We start from the raw sequence: 19,750 nt of genomic DNA, 5'->3' as shown, positions 1-19,750 counted from the left end.
TGGAGGTCACCATGCGCATTCTGGTCTGCGGCGGCAACGGCTTCATCGGCCGCCATATCGTCAACCTGCTGGCCCTGGCCGGCCACGACCCCGTGGCGCGCAGCCGCCATTCTCTGCCTGCGCTCGACTACGCCAAGGCCACCACGCCCGACGCCTGGCTGCCGCACCTGGCGGGCGTGGATGCCGTGGTCAATGCCGTGGGCGTGCTGCGCGACAGCGCCTCCCGGCCCATCGATGCCATGCATGCCAAGGCCCCCATCGCCCTGTTCGATGCCTGCGCGGCGGCCGGCGTGCGGCGCGTGGTGCAGATATCGGCCCTGGGCATAGAGGGCAGTGCCACGCGCTACGCCACCACCAAGCGCACCGCTGACGAGCATCTGCTGGCACTCACGGCAGCTGGCCATCTGCAAGGCTGCGTGGTGCGCCCCAGCGTGGTGTTCGGCGCTGGCGGCGCCAGCAGCGAGATGTTCCTGTCCATGGCGCGCCTGCCGGCGCTGCTGCTGCCGCGCCCCGTGCTGCAGGCCCGCGTGCAGCCGGTGGCCGTGCGCGACCTGGCCGAGGCCGTGGCCGGCCTGGTGACGCGCCCCGAACCCGTGGGCATGATCGAGATCGGTGGCCCCCTGCCCTTGCCGCTGGCCGCACTGATTGCCAGCCTGCGCGCGCAGATGGGCCGCGCTCCGGCCCGCGTGGGCACGCTGCCCGGCTGGCTCACCCGCGCCAGCGCACGCGCTGGCGACTGGGTCAGCGCCTCACCCTGGTGCAGCGAGACACTGGCCATGCTGGCCAGCGACAACGTCACCGATCCGGCGGGATTGCAAGCCCTGCTGGGCCGGCCCGGCATTGCTCCCGCCCAGTTGCTGGCCACGCTGCGCCATGGGTGAACACCGCCTGCGCCAGGTGCCCCCTTCACAGCGCGCCATGCACCTCAGCCTAATCGCCGTCTGGCTGGGCACGGCCCTGGTCAGCGCCGTTGAGCACCGCGGCCTGAGCGTGCAGGTGCTGGCCGATGCCGGCATCCACGATGCGCGCTGGCAGACATTCCTGGTCTGGAGCGGCCTGCTCGCCGACCTGGCCGTGGGCCTGGCGCTGTGGCTGCAGCCCGGCCGCAAGAGCTATCTGGCGGCCTTGCTGCTGATGGCTGCCATGACGGTGCTGGCCACGGTGCTGCAGCCCACGCTGTGGCTGCATCCGCTGGGGCCACTGCTCAAGAACCTGCCGATCGCCGCCATGCTGCTGCACCTGATGTCGGCACCTGTCACCCCGAAGGAGTCCGCATGAATCTCTACCTGTTGCTCAAGACGCTGCATATCGCGTCCAGCGTGCTGCTGGTCGGCACCGGCCTGGGCTCGGCCTTCTACATGTTCTTCGCCAACCGCAGCGGCAGCGTCGCTGCCCAGGCCGTGGTCAGCCGCCTGGTGGTGCGTGCGGACTGGTGGTTCACCACGCCCTGCGTGGTCATACAGCCTGTGAGCGGCATTGCCCTGGCCCACATGGCAGGCTGGCCGTTGACCACGCCGTGGCTGGCACTGTCGCTGGGCCTGTACCTGCTGGCCGGCGCCTGCTGGCTGCCCGTGGTCTGGCTGCAGGTGCGCATGGCCGCCATGGCGCGCGGCGCGCACGCAGCACAGGCCGCCCTGCCCGCGCTGTATGCCGTCTACGCCCGGCGCTGGGAGGCGCTGGGCTATCCGGCCTTCATTGCCATGGCCGTGACCTACTACCTCATGGTCAACAAGCCAATGCTCTGGGGCGGTTGAGCATCGGCAGCACCTTCAGTGCCTGGCCTCAGAGCTTGGCCTCAGAGCTTGGCAATGGACACTTCGGTGGACTTGACCAGGGCCACCACGTCGGAGCCCACGACCAGGCCCAACTCGTCCACCGAGCGCGTGGTGATCACCGAGGTGACCACGCCCCAGGGCGTTTGCACATCGACTTCGGAGACGACGTCGCCACGGATGATTTCGCGCACCTGGCCCTTGAACTGGTTGCGCACGTTGATGGCTTGAATGGACATGTTTTTCTCCTGGGGATCAAAAGGAATCAAAGGAAGGTTGGGGAAAACGGAAAGTCAGACCGCCCAGCGCAGGCCATGGGCCGGTACGCCGGGCCAGGCCGTGGTGTCGGTCAGCGGATTGGCTTCGGGCTCGGCGGCGGGCTTTTGCAGCACGCGGTCGAGGATGCGCTGCTCGATGGCCGCCAGCGCCACGCTGCCGTGCACGCGCGGCCGTGGCAGGGCAATGCGTTCGTCCAGCGCGATGCGGCCGTCCTCGATCAGCACCACGCGGTCGGCCAGGGCCACGGCCTCCTGCACGTCATGCGTGACCAGCAGCGCCGTGAAGCCGTGGCGCTGCCACAGGCCTTCGATCAGGCGGTGCATCTCTATGCGGGTGAGCGCATCGAGCGCGCCCAGCGGCTCGTCCAGCAGCAGCAGTTGCGGGCGATGCACCAGGGCGCGTGCCAGGGCCACGCGCTGGCGCTGGCCGCCGGACAGGCGCGCCGGCCATTCGCCCTCGCGGTCGGCCAGGCCGACCTGGGCCAGCACTTCGCGGCCACGTTCCTGGGCCGAGGCGGGCAGGCCCAGCGTCACATTGGCCAGCACGCGCCGCCAGGGCAGCAGGCGCGCGTCCTGGAACATGATGCGCGTGCCGCCTTGCGCGCCCTGCACGGCGCGGGCGGGCTCGCCGTCCAGCAGCAGGGTGCCGGCCGTGGCCTGCTCCAGGCCTGCGACCAGGCGCAGCAAGGTGCTCTTGCCGCAGCCGCTGCGGCCCACGATGGCGACAAACTCGCCAGGCTCCACCTGCAGCTGCACTTCGTGCAGCACCTCGCGCTGGCCGTAGCGCTTGGTCAGCCCGCCGGCCTGCAGGCGCACGCCACGGCGTGGTGCGGATTGGGGGGATGCGGACTGCGGCGCATCGTCGTTCTGGGCCAGGCGGTCGCTGACGTCCAGGCCATCGGCGTCGAACGAGGCCTCCCAGGCCATCGCCGGCGCGGTGGTGTTCAGCTCCACGGCCTGTGCCAGCGTGGTCTTCATGCGGTTCCATCGGCTCATGTCGTGCTCCTTGTGTCACTTGGGCTGGTAGCCCGGATGCCAGCGCAGCCACCAGTGCTCCAGCGCACGCGCAAACCAGTCGGCCAGCTTGCCCAGCAGGGCATACAGCAGGATGCCGACCAGCACCACGTCGGTCTGCAGGAACTCGCGGGCGTTCATGGTCAGGTAGCCGATGCCCGACTGCGCCGAGATGGTCTCGGCCACGATCAGGATCACCCACATCAGGCCCAGCGAAAAACGCAGGCCCACCAGGATGGAGGACAGCGCGCCCGGCAGGATGACCTCGCGGTACAGCTGCCAGCGCGTGAGGCCGTAGCTGCGCCCCATCTCGATCAGCGCCGGATCCACATTGCGTATGCCGTGGAAGGTGTTCAGGTAGATGGGAAAGAACACCGACACACTGATCAGGAACAGCTTGGCGCTCTCGTCGATGCCGAACCACAGGATGACCAGCGGAATCAGCGCCAGAGCGGGGATGTTGCGCACCATCTGGATGGTGGAGTCCAGCAGCGTCTCCGCCCAGCGCAGCGAGCCCGTGAGCAGGCCCAGCGCCAAGCCTAGCCCGCCGCCGATGGCCAAGCCACCCAGCGCGCGGCCCGCGCTCACCTGCACATGCTTGAGCAACTCTCCCGACTCGGCCAGCGCCTGCGCGGCGCGCAGCACATCCAGCGGAGCGGGCAGCACCCGCGTGGACAGCCAGCCGAAGGCCGAGGCGGCCTGCCAGACGGCGATCAGCGCCAGCGGCACCAGCCAGGGCACCAGGCGGCGGCCCACGCCGGCCGCAAAGCGCAGCAGCGGCGACCAGGAATCGCCGGCCGGGGGAGCCGAGGAGGCCGGCAGCGCAGTAACGGTACGTGCATCGGACATGCGTGACTCCCTCAGCTTTGCGACGCGCGCGGCGAGTACAGGTTGGCAACGGTCTCGCCCAGGGGCCCGCCCACGCCGCCAGCCAGCCTGTCGCGCACGGACAGCGGCAGCAGCGGGAAGACCAGCTCGGCAAAGCGGTAGGCCTCTTCCAGGTGCGGATAGCCGGACAGCACGAAGGTGTCTATGCCCAGGTCCGCGTACTCCTTGATGCGGTCGGCCACGGTCTGCGCATCGCCCACCAGGGCCGTGCCCGCGCCGCCGCGCACCAGGCCCACGCCGGCCCAGAGGTTGGGACTGATCTCCAGCTCGGCCCGCGTGCGGCGGCTGCCGCCGGCATGCAGGGCGGCCATGCGGCGCTGGCCTTCCGAGTCCATGCGCGCGAAGGCGGCCTGGGCCTGGACCACGGTCTCGTCCTTGAGGCGGCTGATCAGGCGATCGGCATCGGCCCAGGCCTCGTCCTCGGTCTCGCGCACGATGACGTGCAGGCGGATGCCGAACTTCACGCTGCGGCCATGGCGCGCCGCCTTCTCGCGCACATCGGCAATCTTTTTGGCCACCTCGGCCGGGGGCTCGCCCCAGGTCAGGTAGGCATCGACCTGCTCGGCGGCCAGGTCGTGCGCGGCCTCGGACGAACCGCCGAAGTACACGGGCGGATACGGCTTTTGCAGCGGCGGGAACAACAGCTTGGCGCCCTTGACCGAGAGGTGTTCACCTTCGTAGTCGAGCGTGCCGCCCTCATGGCTGCGCTCAAGGATCTCGCGCCAGATGCGGATGAACTCGGCCGATTGCTCGTAGCGCTGGGCATGGTCGAGGAAGACGCCGTCGCCCTCCAGCTCGGCGCGGTCGCCGCCCGTGACCAGGTTGATCAGCAGCCGCCCGCCCGACAGGCGGTCGAACGAGGCCGCCATGCGCGCCGCCAGGCTGGGCTGGTGCAGGCCGGGCCGCACGGCGACCAGGAACTTCAGGCGCTTGGTGACCGGAATCAGGCTGGAGGCGACGACCCAGGGGTCCTCGCAGGAGCGGCCCGTGGGAATCAGCACGCCCTCGTAGCCCAGGCTGTCGGCCGCGATGGCGACCTGCTTGACATAGTCGTGGCTGAGCGGGCGGGCGCCCTCGGCCGTGCCGAGGTAGCGGCTGTCGCCGTGGGTGGGAATGAACCAGAAAACCTGCATGCGCTGCTCCAGTCAGGGGACGGAATCGAGGAAGGAAATCAAAGGGCGGAAGAAGGCCGTGCCGCCGCAGGCTCGGCCAGCCGCGCGTACTCGGCCGCCGAGGGCCGCCAGACAATGTCGGCCACCTGCACCTGGCGCGGAATCAGGCCCAGCCGAAAAAATGCATCGGCCACGCGCTGCTGGTCCACCACGGTCTGCGCAGCCAGCAGGCCCACGGGGGAGCTGGGCCTGCGCGCAATGAAGCGGCTGACCACCGCCGCATCCAGGCCGCTGAAGCCGGCCACCAGGGCCACGGCCTCCTGGCGTGCGCTCTGGGCCAGGCGATCGGCGCGCGTGAGCTCATCGAACAGCGCGCGCAGCACCTGCGGATGGCGCTCCACCAGTCCGCGAGAGGCCAGGTAGAACGAGGCGTTGCCCGACAGGCCTTCGCCATTGGCCAGCACGCGCGGGCGAATCGCCAGCTCGGTGGCCGCGTAGAACGGGTCCCAGATGGCCCAGGCGTCCACGCTCTTGCGCTCGAAGGCGGCGCGCGCATCGGCCGGGGCCAGGTACACGGGCTGGATCTCGTTCCAGGCCAAGCCCGCCTTGTCCAGCGCACGCACCAGCAGGTAATGGGCGCTGGAGCCTTTTTGCAGCGCCACGCGCCGGCCCTTGAGGTCGGCCAGGGCGCGCAGCGGCGAGTCCGATGGCACGAGAATCGCCGAGCTTTCGGGCTTGGGCGGCTCGGCGCCCACGTACAGCAGGTCACGGCCCGCGGCCTGGGCAAAGACCGGGGGTGAATCGCCGGTCAGGCCGAAATCCAGGCTGCCGGCGGCCAGGGCCTCCAGCAGTTGGGGGCCGGCCGGAAACTCCAGCCAGCTGACCTTGGTGCCCGTAAAGCGCTTTTCCAGCACGCCCTGCTGCTTGAGGATGACCAGGTTGACGGCCGACTTCTGGTAGCCGATACGCAACTGCTCGGGCCCGGCCACGGCGGCCGGCGTCTCGGCGCGTGCGTACTGGCCGGCCAGGCTCCAGCTGAAGGCGGTGGTGCCCAGCAGTTGCAGGGCCTGGCGGCGCACGCGGTCCAGGCGGGGCTTCTTGGAATTGGCATTCATGGTGCGGACTCCTTGCAGTGGGCTCAGGGGCGCGACGCGATCAGGTCCACCGGCGCGGCATGCAGCAGGTTGAGCTTGCGGGGGATGAGCTTGAGCTCGAAGAAGGTGTCGGCGATCTGCTGCTGCTCGGCCAGGATCTCGCGCGTCACGGACGAGGTGCCGAAGCGGGCACGGCTCAGGTACAGCTCGGTGATGGACTTGTCCAGGCCCAGGATGCTGGACAGCTCGGCGGCCGCCGCCGTCTGGTTCTTCGAGGCCCAGCGGTCAATCCCATCGACCTCTTCGATGGCAATGCGCAGCACATCGGCATTGCGCGTGGCGAAATCGCGCGAGGTGAAGTAGTAGGCGCGGTTGTTGACCACGCCCGTGGCATCGGCCAGCAGGCGGGCGTCCAGCGTCTTTTGCGCGGCAGCCAGGAAGGGGTCCCAGATCAGCCAGGCATCGACGGAGCCGCGCTCGAAGGCGGCGCGCGCATCGGCCGGCGCCAGGAAGACGGACTGCACATCGCCGTACTTCAGGCCGTGCTTTTCCAGCAGCTTGACCAGGAAGTACTGCACGTTCGAGCCCTTGTTGTAGGCCACTCGCTTGCCCTTGAGGTCCTGCACGCTGCGGATGGGCGAGTCCTTGGGCACGATCACCGCCTCCAGCCCGGGGCGCGGCACGGTGGCGCCCGCATAGACCAGGGGTGCGCCTGCGGCCTGCGCAAAGATGGGAGGGGCCTCGCCCACATCGCCGAAGTCGATGGAGCCCACGTTCAGCGCCTCCAGCTGCACGGGGCCGGCGTTGAACTCGATCCAGCGCACGGATACGCCCAGCGGCGCCAGCCGCTTTTCCAGCGTGCCCCGGCTCTTCAGGATGGACAGCCAGCCCTTTTGGTGGCCGACGCGCAGCACGCGGTCACCCGCCTTGTCCTGGGCCAGGGCCGGGCCGCCCACCGTGGCGACTGCTGCGGCAAGGCCCGCGCCCAGCAGTTGGCGTCGGCGCCAGTTGGCTGTGTGTCGGGGGAAAGAATCAAACGAGACCATGACGGACATCCTTGGAAGAGTGGTGCGTGGTGCAGGCAAAGCGCTGCCCATGCATGCGCGCGGCATGCAGCCAGAAAACAAAAAAAGGGAAGGCGGAGCAAGGGGCGGCCGCCTGCAGGACCAGGCCTGCAGACGCGCCGCACGGAGTCGTCAGGTGCTACATCGCCGGCTGGCGAAGGCCATGGTCTCGAAGCGAGGAAAAGAGCTGGATGCCACCACGCCTGCCACACCTGCCTTGCCTGCCACTCCTGCCTTGTGCATCCGCACGCCTGCCTGCGCCGTGCGGCGCGGGGCCTGCAAAGAGTGGCGGGAAGTCAGCAAGATGGACATGGCGGATCGTGGGGGTTGGCAGGGGTCTGGGAAAGCGGGTGAATCAGTGGGTGGGCGCCGGCCGGGCCGGCGCGCCGCACTCACTTCTTGGTGTAGATCTGGTCGAAGCTGCCGCCGTCGGCAAAGTGGTCCTTGTCGGCCTTGGCCCAGCCGCCAAAGGCCTGGTCGATGGTGACCAGCTCCAGCTTGGGGAACTTGTCCGCAAACTCGGCCTTGACCTTGGCATCGGTGGGACGGTAGTAGTTGCGGCCGGCGATGCGCTGGCCTTCCTCGGAGTACAGGTACTTCAGGTACTCCTCGGCCACGGCGCGCGTGCCCTTCTTGTCCACGACCTTGTCGACCACGGCCACCGAAGGCTCGGCCAGGATGGACAGCGAAGGCACGACGATCTGGAACTTCTCGGGACCGAACTCCTTGAGTGCCAGGAAGGCCTCGTTCTCCCAGGCCAGCAGCACATCGCCCACGCCACGCTGCACGAAGGTGATGGTGGCGCCGCGCGCGCCGGTGTCCAGCACGGGCACGTTCTTGAACAGCTTGCCGATGAAGTCCTTGGCCTGTGCGTCGCCGCCGTACTTGCGCTTGGCGAATTCCCAGGCGGCCAGGTAGTTCCAGCGCGCACCGCCGCTGGTCTTGGGGTTGGGCGTGATCACCTGCACGCCGGGCTTGACCAGGTCGTCCCAGTCCTTGAGGTTCTTGGGATTGCCCTTCTTCACCAGGAAGACGATGGTGGAGCTGTAGGGCGCCGAGTTGTGCGGCAGGCGCTTTTGCCAGTCGGCCTTGAGCAGGTTGCCGTTCTTGACCAGGGCGTCGATGTCGCCGGCCAGCGCCAGCGTGGCCACGTCTGCGTCGATGCCGTCGATGATGGAACGCGCCTGCTTGCCCGAGCCGCCATGCGACTGCTTGACGCTCACGTCCTGGCCGCTCTTGGCCTTCCAGTGCTTGGCGAAGGCCTGGTTGTATTCCACGTACAGCTCGCGCGTCGGATCGTAGGAGACATTGAGCAGTTGCACCGACTGGGCCAACGCCGGCAGAGCCGACAGGGTCAAGCCCGCGATCAGGCCGGCGGCGACAGGAAACTTGATAAAGTGGCGGCGAATTTTCATTGGAGTGTCGGTAGAGAGTGGAGACGACGGTCTGGTGCCGTGGAAAGCATTCTCAAAGCCAACTCTTAAAACTCAAACCAATAAGATTTCAGTTTGTTATTCCCAAAACATCTGAATCTCCACAAGACAAGGACTCAATTCCCCATGGCACGTACCGTTCACTGCATCAAGCTTGGCGTTGACGCTGAAGGCCTGGATTTCCCGCCCTACCCCGGCGAGCTGGGCAAGCGCATTTTTGAAGGCGTGAGCAAGCAGGCCTGGGCCGACTGGCTCAAGCACCAGACGATGCTGGTCAACGAAAACCGCCTGAACCTGGCCGACGCCCGCGCCCGCCAGTATCTGGCCCGCCAGATGGAAAACCACTTCTTCGGCGGCGGCGCCGATGCGGCGGCCGGCTACGTGCCTCCTTCGGCCTGAGCCGCTTCGCGCCCTTTCACCGCCCCCGTCGCACCGCGCCGGGGGCGGTTTCATTTGCGGTGCCGCAAACGGCCGCCGCCCAGAGACCGCCTACAATGCCCGCCTTCTTGCGCTGGACGGCGCAGTGGCCGCACACCCTGCGGCGCGGGCCGGTCTTCATCCGAGGTTTTCCGTGCTTCCATCCGTCTCCCTGCTGGAATCGTTCCAGGCATCGCAGTTCACCGTCATGCTGGTGATCTACCTCGTGGCCATCACGGCCGAAGCCATGTCGGGCGCGCTGGCGGCGGGCCGGCGCAACATGGACATCTTCGGCGTGGCCGTGATCGCCTTCGTCACCGCGCTGGGCGGCGGCACCATCCGCGACATGGTGCTGGGCCACTACCCCATCGGCTGGACGCAGCACCCTGAATATGTCTACCTGGTCATCTCGGCCGGGCTGCTGACCATCGTCGTGGCACGCCACATGCACCATCTCAAGCAGGTCTTTCTGTTGCTGGACGCCATGGGGCTGATCGCCTTCTCGCTGATCGGCTGCAACGTGGCGCTGGAGCTGGGCTACCCGCCCGTGGTGGTGGTGATGTCGGGCATGCTGACCGGCATCAGCGGCGGCATTCTGCGCGACGTGCTGTGCAACCAGGTGCCGGTCGTCTTCCGGCGCGAGCTGTACGCCAGCGTGTCGCTGGCCGTGTGCCTGCTGTTCCTGGGCCTGCGCACGCTGGAAGTGGGCTCCAATCTCAGCACCGTCGTCTGCTTTGCCGGCGGACTCACGCTGCGCCTGGCTGCCATCCGCTTCAAGTGGCGGCTGCCCGTGTTCTCCTACCAGCAGCGCTGGGAGGAGTAGTTCTGCCCCTTGCCCATGTCCGAACCCATTGACTGGCGGCCCGATGGCACGCCCTACAGCCCGCGCTTCGGCGACCGCTACCACAGCGAACTCGGCGGCCTGGACCAGGCCCGCCACGTCTTTCTGGGCGGCTGCGGCCTGCCGGCGGCCTGGGCCGATGCGCCGCAATGGCGCATCCTGGAGACCGGTTTCGGGTTCGGGCTGAATTTCCTCGTGGCCTGGGAAGCCTGGAAAGCCGATCCCCGGCGCCCGAGGCTGCTGCATTTCGTCTCGGCCGAAGCCTTTCCCGTCAGTGCCGACGCCATGCGCCAGGCCATGCCGCGCGAGCCAGGATTGCGCCTGCTGGCCGAGGAGCTGGCCACCCGATTCCAGGGCCTGCTGCCCGGCGTGCACCGCCTCGCCTTCGAGCAGGGGCGCGTGCTGCTGACGCTGTACATCGGCGATGCCCAGGCCATGCTGCGGCGCCAGCAGCTCACGGCCGACAGCATCTACCTGGACGGCTTCACGCCGGAACTCAACCCCGATCTGTGGAGCGCCGATACCCTGCGCGCGCTGGCGCGCCATTGCCGGCGCGGTACGCAGCTGTCCACCTGGTGCGTGGCGCGCACGGTGCGCGATGGCCTGGCACAGCACGGCTTTCAGGTGCGCAAGGTCGATGGCGTCCCACCCAAGCGCCACAACCTGCATGCCGTCTTCGACCCGGCCTGGCAACCGCGCGGGCCGCGTGCACAGCCGCAGGAAGCCGTCACCCCACGGCGCTGCATGGTGCTGGGTGCAGGCATTGCCGGTGCGGCCGCCGCCGCCAGCCTGTCGCGCCGTGGCTGGCAGGTCACCGTGCTGGATGCTGCCGACGCGCCTGCAGCGGGCGCCTCGGCCCTGCCCGCGGGCCTGTTCTGCCCCCATGTCTCGCCCGATGACAGCCTGCTGTCCCGCCTGAGCCGCGACGGCGCACGCCTGACCCTGGCGCAGCTGCAAATGCTCTCCGGCCAGGGCCTGCTGCAACCGGGCACGGACTGGTGCGATACCGGCGTGCTGGAGCACGGCGTGGAAGCCGCCCCGCGGCTGCCGCGCGACTGGCAATCCCCCGGCCCGGGCGACCACTGGAGCCGGCCCGCAAGCGCCGATCAACTCTCGGCGGCCGGCCTGCCCGCCGACGCCCCGGCCTGCTGGCATGTGCAGGCCGGCTGGGTGCGCCCGGCGCGGCTGGTGCAGGCGCAGCTGGCGCTGCCCGGCGTGCGCTGGCAGGGCCGCGCCTGCGTGGCGCGTCTTGCACGCACCGACACAGCCGGTGGCGCACCCGTCTGGCAGGCCCTGGATGCACAGGGCAATCTGCTGGCCGAGGCTGAACTGGTCGTTCTCGCCCTGGGCCCCGCCACGAATACGCTGCTGGAGCACAGCCTGGGCGCCCAGGCCGCCTGGCCGCTGCAGCCCATTCGCGGCCAGGTCAGCTGGGATGTTCACACCCCGGCCAGCGCGCAGACCATGCCCCCCTTTCCCGTCAACGGCCACGGCAACCTGGTGCCTGCCATGCCGCTGCCTGGCGATGCAGCCGGGCCAGGCTGGGTCATGGGATCGACCTTCGAGCGCGACCAGACCGCGCTGCCGCCCAGCCCAGAAGACCAGGCCGCCGCCCATGCAGCCAATGGCGCCAAGCTGGCGCAGCTGCTGCCACGTGCCTACCAGGGCCTGCAAGGCTTCTTCGACGCGCCACCGCGCGCCACCTGGGGCGCCGTGCGCGTGGCCTCGCCAGACCGGCTGCCCGTGGTCGGACCGGTGTCCGATCAGGCCCCTGGCCTGTGGGCGCTGACGGCCATGGGCTCGCGCGGGCTCACGCTGTCGCTGCTGTGCGGCGAGCTGCTGGCAGCACGCCTGCACGACGAACCGCTGCCCCTGGATGCCAGGCTGGCGGCTGCCCTGGCCAGCGAGCGCCTGGGCCGCAGGCGCTGAGCCGGCGAACCGCCCGGCCGCTGAACGGCCGGGCATTCACACAACGGCCTGAAAGAAAACCCGAGTCTTCCCGCAGACGGTTTTTTGTCACTCGTTATGTTTGTTAGTGCATATCGATAGAATCCGGAACCTGTTTTCAAAAGGAAACAACCAGCCGCTCCGCGTCCACCCACACAAGAACCTGAAACCGTGACCCGCCAGCCCCGCTCCTGCGCTCCCGCATCCTCACCCGCCCTCTGCATACTCTCGTTCGGCCTTCGCTCAGCACTGAAACACGCCCTGCTGCTCGCAGGCCTGGCCGCCAGCACGCAGGTGCAAGCCCAGGTCAAGGCCCAATCGGGTGCGCCTGCAGCACAGGCTTCACAGACCTTCCAGCTGGGCACGGTCGATGTGCACGGTGCGCGTGATGAGGCACAGGCCATATCCGGCGATGAACAGCGACTGACCGCCGCCGAGATGCGCCAGCGCAATGCCGACACCGTGGCCGACGCCGTGCGCCTGCTGCCGGGCGCCACGCTGTCGCGCAACAATCGCAACGAGGAAATGATCTACCTGCGCGGCTTCGATCCGCGCCAGGTGCCGGTCTTCGTGGACGGCGTGCCGCTGTACGTGCCCTATGACGGCTATGTGGACTTCGGCCGCTTCACCACCTTCGACCTGTCCGAGATCCGCGTGGCCAAGGCCGGCGCCTCGCTGATGTATGGCCCCAATACGCTGGGCGGCGCCATCAACCTGGTCACGCGCAAGCCCGTCAAATCCTTCGAGGGCGATGCACGCATCGGCGCAGGCGCAGGCGGCGAACGCAAGGCCGCCGTGAACCTGGGCGGCAACCTGGGCTCCTGGTACTACCAGCTTGGCGCCTCCTACCTGGACGCGGACAGTTTTCCGCTGCCCAAGGGCTTCAGGGACTTCAAGAAGCAGCCCACCGACACGGGCAACTACCGCGACAACGCCTACCGCACGGACAAGCGGCTGTCGTTCAAGCTGGGCCTCACGCCCAATGCCACGGACGAATACGCGCTGGGCTATGTGCGCCAGGAAGGCGAGAAGGGCAACCCCGTGTATACCGGCAGCGCCACGGGCAAGAACGTCATCCGCTACTGGCGCTGGCCCTATTGGGACAAGGACAGCGTGTACTTTCTGAGCACCACGCGCATCAATGCCGACAACCTGCTCAAGACACGCATCTACCACGACACCTACCAAAACGGCCTGGACATGTACACGGACGCGAGCTACACGCGCCATGACCCCACCAGCAGCTACAAGGACGTGAGCCAGGGCGCCAGCATCGAGTGGGCCAACTACAGTTTCAAGGGCCATGCGCTGCGCCTGGGCGCGCACTACAAGATCGACGAGCACACCGATGCCGCCTCGGCCAAGGACCCCAGCAAGCACTACCGCGACGTGACGCGTTCGCTGGTCGTCGAGGACACGATCTCCCTGGCCGGGCGCTGGAGCCTGAACCTGGCGCTCAGCCACGACCAGCGCGATGCGCGCGAGGTCTACCAGTGGCCCACGGGCTCCGCCAGCGCCACCAATGGCGTGGCCAAGCTCGGCTATGCGCTGGGCGGTGGCAGCGAGGCGTATTTCATCGCCTCGCACAAGACGCGCTTTCCCACCATCAAGGACCGCTACTCGGCACGCATGGGCACGGCCCTGGCCAACCCCGACCTGCAGCCCGAGACGGCCAACCACCTGGAGCTGGGCGTCAGCGGCTCACCCTGGCAGGGCGGCCAGGGCCAGGCCGCGCTGTTCTACAGCCGCGTGCGCAACCAGATCCAGACCGTGGTCGTGGCCTCGGCCGAATGCGGCAGCACCACCTGCAACCAGGCGCAGAACGTGGGGCGCACGCGCAACATCGGCATGGAGCTGTCCCTGGCCCAGCAACTGTCCGCTCAATGGGGCGTGAACGCCGGCTACACCTACCTGAACCGCCGCAACACCAGCGACTCCAGCATCACGCTGACCAACACGCCACGCCACCGCCTGCTGGCCGGTGTCCAGTGGCGGCCGCTGGCGCAGTGGGAATTCAATGCCGAGGTCGAGACCGAGAAGGGCCGCTACGTGCCGCTGTCGGGCAGCGGCCAGTTGCAGACGCTCAAGCTGTCGGGCTACGGCATTGCCAACCTGCGTGCACGCTACAAGCCGCGCAGCGACATCACCGTGGACTTCGGCGTGGCCAATATCGGCGACAAGTGGTACCAGTTCGATGACGGCCTGCCCATGCCTGGCCGCAGCTGGTATGTCAACCTGGGCTATCGCTTCTGAAGCACGGACTGGCCCTGAATCCATGGAACCGCTCTGCCCCGATCGCCGCCGCCTGCTGGGCGCCCTGCCCGCGCTGGCAGCCCTGAGCGGCTGCGCCGCCCAGCCGGCCGAACCTGCCAGCGTGAACGTGGCCGTGGTCGGCGGCCTGTCGCTGTGCGGTGTGTGGCCGCACCTGGCCGACGCGGCGGGCCGCAGCCTGGGCCTGTCCGTGCGCACCGCCGTTGCCGCGCCCAAGGAGGGCGTGATCCCCGCCATGGCCCAGGGCCGCGCCCAGCTGCTGCTCATCCACGCCAGCGATGAAGCCATGTCGCTGGAGGCTGCCGGCCTGGCATCGGCCGCGCGGGTCTGGGGCTGGAACGAGCATGTGTTCGCCGGCCCAGCGCATGATCCGGCCGGGGTGCGCGGCGCGGCCGATGGCGTGGAGGCCATGCGCCGCATCGTTGCCAGCGGCTCGCCCTTCATCGCGCTGCGCGACCCCGGCAGCTATACCGTGGTCCAGCGGCTGTGGCGCCGCGCCGGCATACGGCCGGACGCCCGCTGGCTGCGCGCCGACACCGGGCCGCGCCCCCAGGCCGTGCTGCAGTTGGCGGCCGAGCTCCAGGCCTATGCCGTGGTGGGCCATATCCCGCTGCATTTCGGCAAGATGGGCGCGCCCGGCATCGAGCTGCTGCTGCACGGCGACCCGCTGATGCGCCGGCCCTATGTGCTGCTCACGCCCGGGCCGCGCCATCCGGCCGACGCTGGCCAGCGCCGCAGCGCGCAACGGCTGGCCGAGCATCTGCTGTCCGCACCGGGCCAGCAGGAACTGGCGCTGACCAATGTGGCAGCCGGAGGTCCCTGGATCTTCGGGCGCGACAGCATGCCCCTGGTCAACGACACCGGCGGCGGCCAGGAGTAAAAACCTGCCTGGATTCCACAAGCACCGCATGCCATGAACTCACCTGCCACCCTGCCCCTGGCCGCCCTGGTCCATCCCGACGACGAGCATGCAATGGAGCTGCTGCTCGAACGCGTGGCACGCCGCCTGCAAGGCGCGGGCTGGCGCGTAGGCGGCCTGGTGCATCGCCAGGACCGCTATGCCAACGGCAACAAGCGCATGCAGTTGTTCGACCTGCGCAGTGACCGCCAATTCGAGCTATCCCAGGACCTGGGCTGCGCCTCGCGCGCCTGCAGTCTCAACCCCCAGGCCCTGGCCCAGGCCAGCGCCGTGCTGCGCCAGGCGCTGGACGATGGCGTGGATCTGGTGGTGATCAACCGCTTCGGCATCGTCGAGGCCTCGGGGCAAGGCTTTGCCGCAGAATTCGCGGCCTTTGTCGAGGCCGGCACGCCTGTGCTCACGGCCGTCGCGGCCCGCCATCTTGAAGACTGGCGCAGGTACACCGGCAGCCTGCATGCCGAGCTGGCAGCCGATGAGGTGCAGATCGAGCAATGGTGCCAGGCACAGCTTGAACGCCGTGGCTGCGCCAGCCCCATCCCCTGACTTTCATGACCGATCTTCTGTTCACCCGCCGCCGCTGGCTGGGCCAGGCCATGGCGGCACTGGCCTCATCGGCTCTTGTTCCCGGCCATGCTCAGGCAACCACGATTGCCGCCCGCATGGGACAGATGCCGGACCCTGCCAGGCTGCGGCGCGTATTCGCGGCCGGACCGCCCGCAGGAGTGCTGGTGGCCACGCTGGCACCGCAGAAGCTGCTGGGCTGGCCCCAGCAGCTGGACGATGTCTCGCGCGCCTATCTGGGGCCCACACTGCAGGCACTGCCGCACCTGGGCCGCCTGTCCGGGCGCGGCAGCACCATGCCGCTGGAATCGCTGCTGAAACTGCAGCCCGACCTGGTGCTGGACGCCGGCACGGCCGATGCCACCTATATCTCGGCCACCGAGCGGCTGGCGCGCCAGACCGGTCTGCCCTGCGTGCTGATCCAGGGGTCACTGACCGACCACGCACGCCAGTTGCGCGAGGTCGGCGCCCTGCTGGGCGAGGCTGCGCGTGGCGAAACCCTGGCCCGCCATGCCGATGCCGTGGCAGCACTGGCGCAGCGTGCCACCCAGGGCATGGCACCGGCCGAGCGCCCGCGCGTCTATTTCGCGCGCAGCGCCAATGGGCTGGAAACAGGGCTGGCGGGCTCCATCAATGTGGAAGCCGTCGAGTACGCGGGCGGGCGCAATGTGGCCGCCGATGCAGGGCGCGGCGGACTGACACGCGTGTCCATGGAGCAGATCCTGGCCTGGGACCCGCAGGTCATCGTCACGCAGGAACCCGGCCTTGCCGAGCGCATGCGCCAGGACCCGCTGTGGCGCGGCGTGGCCGCCGTGCGCTCGGGCCGCGTGCACTGCGCGCCGGTCTGGCCCTTCGGCTGGCTGGATGGTCCGCCCGGCGTCAACCGGCTGATCGGTGTGCGCTGGCTGCTGGAAAAGCTCCACCCGCAGGCGCCGGCCCTGCAGGGACTGCCGCCGTTGGAACGCGAGGTGCGCGACTTCTACCGCCTGTTCTACGGCGCCGACCTGTCGCCCGCAGCGCTGGGCAGGCTGATGGAGACTGCGCGTTGATGCCTGCCACAGGCCGCCGCCTGGGGTGGGTGCTCGCGCTGGCCTTGCTGGCCGCCGTGCTGCTGTGGGCACTGGCGGCGGGTCAGTTCTCCATCTCGCTGCAGCAGCTGTGGCAGTCGCTGCTGGCGCGCGCAATGGGCACTGCCTCGCCCTTGTCCGCCAGCGCCGAGACCGTGCTCTGGAACATCCGCCTGCCGCGCATCGCCGCAGGCCTGGCCGTGGGCGCCACGCTGGCGGCGGCGGGTGCGGCCTACCAGGGCATGTTCCGCAACCCGCTGGTCTCGCCCGACATCCTGGGCGTCTCGGCCGGTGCCGGCCTGGGCGCGGTGCTGGGCATCTTCCTGGGCTGGTCCATGGCGGCCGTGCAGGCCCTGGCCTTTGGCGGCGGGCTGGCCGCCGTGGCCGTGGTGGTGGCCATCAGCACCAGCGTGCGCCGCCATGACCCGGTGCTGGTTCTGGTGCTGGCCGGCATTGCGCTGGGCGCGCTGCTGGGCGCGGGCATCGCCCTGGTCAAGACGCTGGCCGACCCCAATACGCAGCTGCCATCCATCACCTTCTGGCTCATGGGCGGCCTGAGCGCCGTGACCCTGCCCGAGCTGGGTGCCACGGCGCCCGTGATGCTGTGCGCCCTGCTGCCCCTGATGCTGCTGCGCTGGCGCATCAACCTGCTGGGCCTGCCCGACGAGGAGGCGCTGGCCCTGGGCGTGCCCGTGGCACGCCTGCGCCTGCTGCTGGTGGCCTGTGCCACGCTGGGCACGGCGGCGGCCGTATCGCTGGCCGGCATCGTCGGCTGGGTGGGGCTGGTGGTGCCGCATGTGGCGCGCCTGCTGGTCGGCCCCAATTTCGTGCGCCTGCTGCCGGCCTCGGCGCTGCTGGGCGCGGGCTTCGTGGTGGCGGCCGACACGCTGGCGCGCAGTGCGGCACGCATCGAGCTGCCACTGGGCATTCTCACAGCCCTGGTCGGCGCGCCCTTCTTTCTCTACCTGCTGTCGCGCACGGGCCGCAATGACTGAGGTGCAGGCCCCACCCGTGCTGCAGACGCTGGCCCTGGCCACAGGCCATGGGCGGCGGCGCGTCAGCCAGGGGCTGGACCTGGCCATTGCCGCAGGCGAGGTGCTGTGCCTGCTGGGCCCCAACGGCTGCGGCAAGACCACGCTGTTCCGCACCGTGCTGGGCCTGCTGGCGCCGCTGGCCGGAGAGGTGCGCGTGCAGGGCCAGCCCGTGCACAGCTGGCCACGCGCCGAGTTTGCGCGGCGCGTGGGCTATGTGCCCCAGGCGCAGGCCGGCGTCTTCGGCTTCGAAGCGCTGGACATGGTGCTCATGGGCCGTGCCGCGCGCCTGCCTGCGCTGGCCCGGCCTTCAAGTGCCGACCGTGCCCTGGCGCTGGGCTGCCTGGAGCAGTTGGGCATCGCCCATCTGGCGCTGCGCCCCTATACCGAGCTGAGCGGCGGCGAGCGCCAGCTGGTGCTGATCGCACGCGCCCTGGCCCAGGAGCCCGCGCTGCTGGTCATGGACGAGCCCACGGCCAGCCTGGACTTCGGCAACCAGATCCGCGTGCTGGACCAGATTGCCGCGCTGCGTGCACGCGGCATGGCCGTGCTGCTGTCCACCCACCAGCCTGAGCATGCGCTGCAGGTGGCCGACCGCATCGCCCTGCTGGGCCGCGGCGGCCTGCAGGCCTGCGGTGCGGCGGCGCAAGTGGCGACACCGGCCGCGCTGGCTGCGCTCTATGGGGTGAGCGAGGCGGCGGTGGCGGCGCGGCTGCCCGCAGACCTGGACAGGCGCAGCGTTGGCATCTAGTGCTTGGGAACGGGCAGCTTCCAGCCAGGCGGGGGCTGCAGCGGGCGACCTGCGTCCTTGAGCATGCGCTCCAGCAGTTGCTGTTCGCTGTGGATGGAGGAATCGGACAACAGCCGGACAAACGGATCGCCACCCGCCTGCATGCTCAGTGGGTTGGACTTGTGCATCAGCCAGTCCAGCTGGCGCCGCCGGGATTGCACTGCAGCGCGCTCGGCCGGGGTTCTGGCAAGCCAGCGCCGTATCGCCAGTCCAAAGGCCTCATCCAGCACGGTGGATGAGCGTTCCGTCATCAGGTGCGCCACATGCAGGCAGTCGGCATCTCGCACCGGGGCATCGCCCCGCTTTTCGGGTTTGCAGGCATCGATCAAGGTCCGGTAGCCGGGCAGTTCAAAGGCCGCCCAGATGCCCATGGCCGTGATGGCAGCGCCTTCCTCGGGGCGGTAGGGCTGCCCACCTCCAAACGCCTGCAACTCCTCGGCCGTGGGCGGGTGTTTCAGCAGCACCGACTGCATCCAGCGCACGCCCTCATACATGTGCAGGTCCGCATAGCGGCTGTCGCGCGCGGCAGTCAGCAACTCCTGCGGCCCCAGCGCCTGCCACATCAGCGCAGTGAGATTGCTGGGTTCCAGCGCCAGCCAGCGACGCGCAGCCTGCAACCGCAACTCGCCTTCACGTTCAGGCGCCCTGGCAGCCAGCAGTTGGTAGGCCAGCACGTCCTGCCCGGCCCGCTCCAAGGCGGCCTGGCGCCATTGCGGGGCTCGGCTGTCGGCATCCTCTTGTAGGAAGGGTGGGACCGACAGATTGATCAGGATGGCCGCAAAGGCCAGATCGCGCCCGCTGCCGGAACCAGCCAACTGCGCCGCCACGCGATGCAGATACGCATCCCAGGCTGATTCCTGTGCGGATTCGTCGGGTTCAGGCGTGTCAGCTGTGTGCGCTGCTGACAACGGAGACGGCGGCTGTGCCGGCTTCTGGGCCTGCGCCTGAGCAGCAGTTGCCAATGCCAAGGCCAGCCCGATGGCGGCACAACGGTTTCGCATTCTGAAATCCTCCCTCTGGCCGGAAAGCATATCGGCCGCTCATGCGTTTGACATGCCCAGCCCCACAAAGCCTGCTGCCATTCACTTATATCCATATCCACATACTTGCAGGACAAAACAATCGTTTGCTTCTATAAGGCCATTGCTTACATTTCCGTCCATGCAGGGTTCTGCGCGCGTTTCCCGCAAGTGCCTCGGTGCCACGCAATGAACCCCTGCACCGCCGCCACTGGCGGCAGTCGAAGACCCC

20 protein-coding genes are annotated in these 19,750 nt (G+C 69.0%); 12 read left to right on the top strand and 8 right to left on the bottom strand.

Going from position 1 to position 19,750, the window contains the following annotated elements; translation table 11 throughout:
* Positions 1-11 precede the first annotated feature (11 nt).
* The 3 genes from KDK82_RS05650 to KDK82_RS05640 are packed head-to-tail and all read left to right on the top strand — an operon-like array spanning position 12 to position 1,754.
* Positions 12-881 carry an NAD-dependent epimerase/dehydratase family protein gene (locus tag KDK82_RS05650; protein WP_088164224.1) on the top strand — a complete coding sequence of 290 codons (870 nt, stop codon included), beginning with the start codon at positions 12-14 and terminating at the stop codon, positions 879-881.
* Positions 874-1,278, top strand: coding sequence for a DoxX-like family protein (locus KDK82_RS05645; protein ID WP_088164223.1), 405 nt, complete (start codon positions 874-876; stop codon positions 1,276-1,278). Before KDK82_RS05650 ends, KDK82_RS05645 begins: the two co-directional genes overlap by 8 nt.
* Positions 1,275-1,754 carry a DUF2269 domain-containing protein gene (locus KDK82_RS05640; RefSeq protein ID WP_012206433.1) on the top strand — a complete coding sequence of 160 codons (480 nt, stop codon included), beginning with the start codon at positions 1,275-1,277 and terminating at the stop codon, positions 1,752-1,754. The genes KDK82_RS05645 and KDK82_RS05640 overlap by 4 nt, the downstream gene beginning before the upstream one ends.
* Positions 1,755-1,795: 41 nt before the next feature.
* Here KDK82_RS05640 and KDK82_RS05635 read toward each other — a convergent pair whose 3' ends face one another.
* The 7 genes from KDK82_RS05635 to KDK82_RS05600 form a co-directional block, all read right to left on the bottom strand.
* Complete coding sequence (locus KDK82_RS05635) at positions 1,796-2,011, bottom strand: molybdopterin-binding protein (protein WP_012206434.1); 216 nt, start codon at positions 2,009-2,011, stop codon at positions 1,796-1,798.
* A gap of 54 nt (positions 2,012-2,065) precedes the next feature.
* Positions 2,066-3,046 (bottom strand): ATP-binding cassette domain-containing protein, encoded by a 981-nt coding sequence (locus KDK82_RS05630; RefSeq protein ID WP_012206435.1) that lies wholly within the window; start codon positions 3,044-3,046, stop codon positions 2,066-2,068.
* A gap of 15 nt (positions 3,047-3,061) precedes the next feature.
* Entirely contained in the window at positions 3,062-3,913 is an 852-nt protein-coding gene (ssuC, locus tag KDK82_RS05625; RefSeq protein WP_047218080.1) for an aliphatic sulfonate ABC transporter permease SsuC, read from the bottom strand.
* Between the two features lie 11 nt (positions 3,914-3,924).
* Positions 3,925-5,085 (bottom strand): FMNH2-dependent alkanesulfonate monooxygenase, encoded by a 1,161-nt coding sequence (gene ssuD / locus KDK82_RS05620; RefSeq protein WP_034395335.1) that lies wholly within the window; start codon positions 5,083-5,085, stop codon positions 3,925-3,927.
* Positions 5,086-5,123: 38 nt separating this feature from the next.
* Entirely contained in the window at positions 5,124-6,179 is a 1,056-nt protein-coding gene (locus KDK82_RS05615) for an aliphatic sulfonate ABC transporter substrate-binding protein (protein ID WP_088164222.1), read from the bottom strand.
* Between the two features lie 23 nt (positions 6,180-6,202).
* Positions 6,203-7,204, bottom strand: coding sequence for a sulfonate ABC transporter substrate-binding protein (locus KDK82_RS05610; protein WP_016448337.1), 1,002 nt, complete (start codon positions 7,202-7,204; stop codon positions 6,203-6,205).
* 410 nt (positions 7,205-7,614) lie between these two features.
* The gene (locus KDK82_RS05600) at positions 7,615-8,637 is read right to left on the bottom strand and encodes a sulfate ABC transporter substrate-binding protein (protein ID WP_013801660.1); all 1,023 of its coding nucleotides are present in this window, start codon (positions 8,635-8,637) and stop codon (positions 7,615-7,617) included.
* Between the two features lie 144 nt (positions 8,638-8,781).
* Here KDK82_RS05600 and KDK82_RS05595 point away from each other — a divergent pair, with 144 nt between their 5' ends.
* The 9 genes from KDK82_RS05595 (at position 8,782) to KDK82_RS05555 (ending at position 18,460) form a co-directional block, all read left to right on the top strand.
* Positions 8,782-9,054, top strand: a complete 273-nt coding sequence (locus KDK82_RS05595; protein ID WP_013801659.1) for an oxidative damage protection protein — start codon at positions 8,782-8,784, stop codon at positions 9,052-9,054.
* A gap of 172 nt (positions 9,055-9,226) precedes the next feature.
* Complete coding sequence (locus KDK82_RS05590; RefSeq protein WP_012206442.1) at positions 9,227-9,895, top strand: trimeric intracellular cation channel family protein; 669 nt, start codon at positions 9,227-9,229, stop codon at positions 9,893-9,895.
* Positions 9,896-9,910: 15 nt separating this feature from the next.
* A complete protein-coding gene (gene mnmC, locus KDK82_RS05585) occupies positions 9,911-11,842 on the top strand; it encodes an FAD-dependent 5-carboxymethylaminomethyl-2-thiouridine(34) oxidoreductase MnmC (protein ID WP_088164220.1) in 1,932 nt (643 codons plus the stop codon).
* 189 nt (positions 11,843-12,031) lie between these two features.
* Complete coding sequence (locus tag KDK82_RS05580; protein ID WP_088164219.1) at positions 12,032-14,113, top strand: TonB-dependent siderophore receptor; 2,082 nt, start codon at positions 12,032-12,034, stop codon at positions 14,111-14,113.
* Positions 14,114-14,135: 22 nt separating this feature from the next.
* Positions 14,136-15,011, top strand: coding sequence for a tungsten ABC transporter permease (locus KDK82_RS05575; protein ID WP_088164218.1), 876 nt, complete (start codon positions 14,136-14,138; stop codon positions 15,009-15,011).
* Between the two features lie 33 nt (positions 15,012-15,044).
* On the top strand, positions 15,045-15,593 hold the full coding sequence (locus tag KDK82_RS05570) for a DUF2478 domain-containing protein (protein ID WP_034395316.1): 549 nt from the start codon (positions 15,045-15,047) through the stop codon (positions 15,591-15,593).
* A gap of 5 nt (positions 15,594-15,598) precedes the next feature.
* Positions 15,599-16,660, top strand: a complete 1,062-nt coding sequence (locus KDK82_RS05565) for an iron ABC transporter substrate-binding protein (RefSeq protein ID WP_088164217.1) — start codon at positions 15,599-15,601, stop codon at positions 16,658-16,660.
* Positions 16,660-17,673: an iron ABC transporter permease gene (locus tag KDK82_RS05560; RefSeq protein WP_088164216.1), complete on the top strand. Its 1,014-nt coding sequence runs from the start codon at positions 16,660-16,662 to the stop codon at positions 17,671-17,673. Before KDK82_RS05565 ends, KDK82_RS05560 begins: the two co-directional genes overlap by 1 nt.
* Positions 17,666-18,460: an ABC transporter ATP-binding protein gene (locus KDK82_RS05555; RefSeq protein WP_088164215.1), complete on the top strand. Its 795-nt coding sequence runs from the start codon at positions 17,666-17,668 to the stop codon at positions 18,458-18,460. Before KDK82_RS05560 ends, KDK82_RS05555 begins: the two co-directional genes overlap by 8 nt.
* Here KDK82_RS05555 and KDK82_RS05550 read toward each other — a convergent pair.
* Positions 18,457-19,500 (bottom strand): hypothetical protein, encoded by a 1,044-nt coding sequence (locus KDK82_RS05550; protein WP_088164214.1) that lies wholly within the window; start codon positions 19,498-19,500, stop codon positions 18,457-18,459. The genes KDK82_RS05555 and KDK82_RS05550 overlap by 4 nt on opposite strands.
* Positions 19,501-19,750 lie beyond the last annotated feature (250 nt).

It is taken from the genome of Delftia sp. K82 (genome assembly GCF_002193035.1).
Classification (GTDB): Bacteria; Pseudomonadota; Gammaproteobacteria; order Burkholderiales; family Burkholderiaceae_C; genus Comamonas; species Comamonas acidovorans.
The sequence above is the reverse complement of the archived record's forward strand: the minus strand, read 5'-3'. Positions and strand labels throughout refer to the sequence as shown.

Coding starts and splice junctions, on each gene's coding strand:
- KDK82_RS05650 (WP_088164224.1), top strand. CDS start 12: ATGCGCATTCTGGTCTGCGGCGGCAACGGCTTCATCGGCCGCCATATC.
- KDK82_RS05645 (WP_088164223.1), top strand. CDS start 874: ATGGGTGAACACCGCCTGCGCCAGGTGCCCCCTTCACAGCGCGCCATG.
- KDK82_RS05640 (WP_012206433.1), top strand. CDS start 1,275: ATGAATCTCTACCTGTTGCTCAAGACGCTGCATATCGCGTCCAGCGTG.
- KDK82_RS05635 (WP_012206434.1), bottom strand. CDS start 2,011: ATGTCCATTCAAGCCATCAACGTGCGCAACCAGTTCAAGGGCCAGGTG.
- KDK82_RS05630 (WP_012206435.1), bottom strand. CDS start 3,046: ATGAGCCGATGGAACCGCATGAAGACCACGCTGGCACAGGCCGTGGAG.
- ssuC (WP_047218080.1), bottom strand. CDS start 3,913: ATGTCCGATGCACGTACCGTTACTGCGCTGCCGGCCTCCTCGGCTCCC.
- ssuD (WP_034395335.1), bottom strand. CDS start 5,085: ATGCAGGTTTTCTGGTTCATTCCCACCCACGGCGACAGCCGCTACCTC.
- KDK82_RS05615 (WP_088164222.1), bottom strand. CDS start 6,179: ATGAATGCCAATTCCAAGAAGCCCCGCCTGGACCGCGTGCGCCGCCAG.
- KDK82_RS05610 (WP_016448337.1), bottom strand. CDS start 7,204: ATGGTCTCGTTTGATTCTTTCCCCCGACACACAGCCAACTGGCGCCGA.
- KDK82_RS05600 (WP_013801660.1), bottom strand. CDS start 8,637: ATGAAAATTCGCCGCCACTTTATCAAGTTTCCTGTCGCCGCCGGCCTG.
- KDK82_RS05595 (WP_013801659.1), top strand. CDS start 8,782: ATGGCACGTACCGTTCACTGCATCAAGCTTGGCGTTGACGCTGAAGGC.
- mnmC (WP_088164220.1), top strand. CDS start 9,911: ATGTCCGAACCCATTGACTGGCGGCCCGATGGCACGCCCTACAGCCCG.
- KDK82_RS05575 (WP_088164218.1), top strand. CDS start 14,136: ATGGAACCGCTCTGCCCCGATCGCCGCCGCCTGCTGGGCGCCCTGCCC.
- KDK82_RS05570 (WP_034395316.1), top strand. CDS start 15,045: ATGAACTCACCTGCCACCCTGCCCCTGGCCGCCCTGGTCCATCCCGAC.
- KDK82_RS05565 (WP_088164217.1), top strand. CDS start 15,599: ATGACCGATCTTCTGTTCACCCGCCGCCGCTGGCTGGGCCAGGCCATG.
- KDK82_RS05560 (WP_088164216.1), top strand. CDS start 16,660: ATGCCTGCCACAGGCCGCCGCCTGGGGTGGGTGCTCGCGCTGGCCTTG.
- KDK82_RS05555 (WP_088164215.1), top strand. CDS start 17,666: ATGACTGAGGTGCAGGCCCCACCCGTGCTGCAGACGCTGGCCCTGGCC.
- KDK82_RS05550 (WP_088164214.1), bottom strand. CDS start 19,500: ATGCGAAACCGTTGTGCCGCCATCGGGCTGGCCTTGGCATTGGCAACT.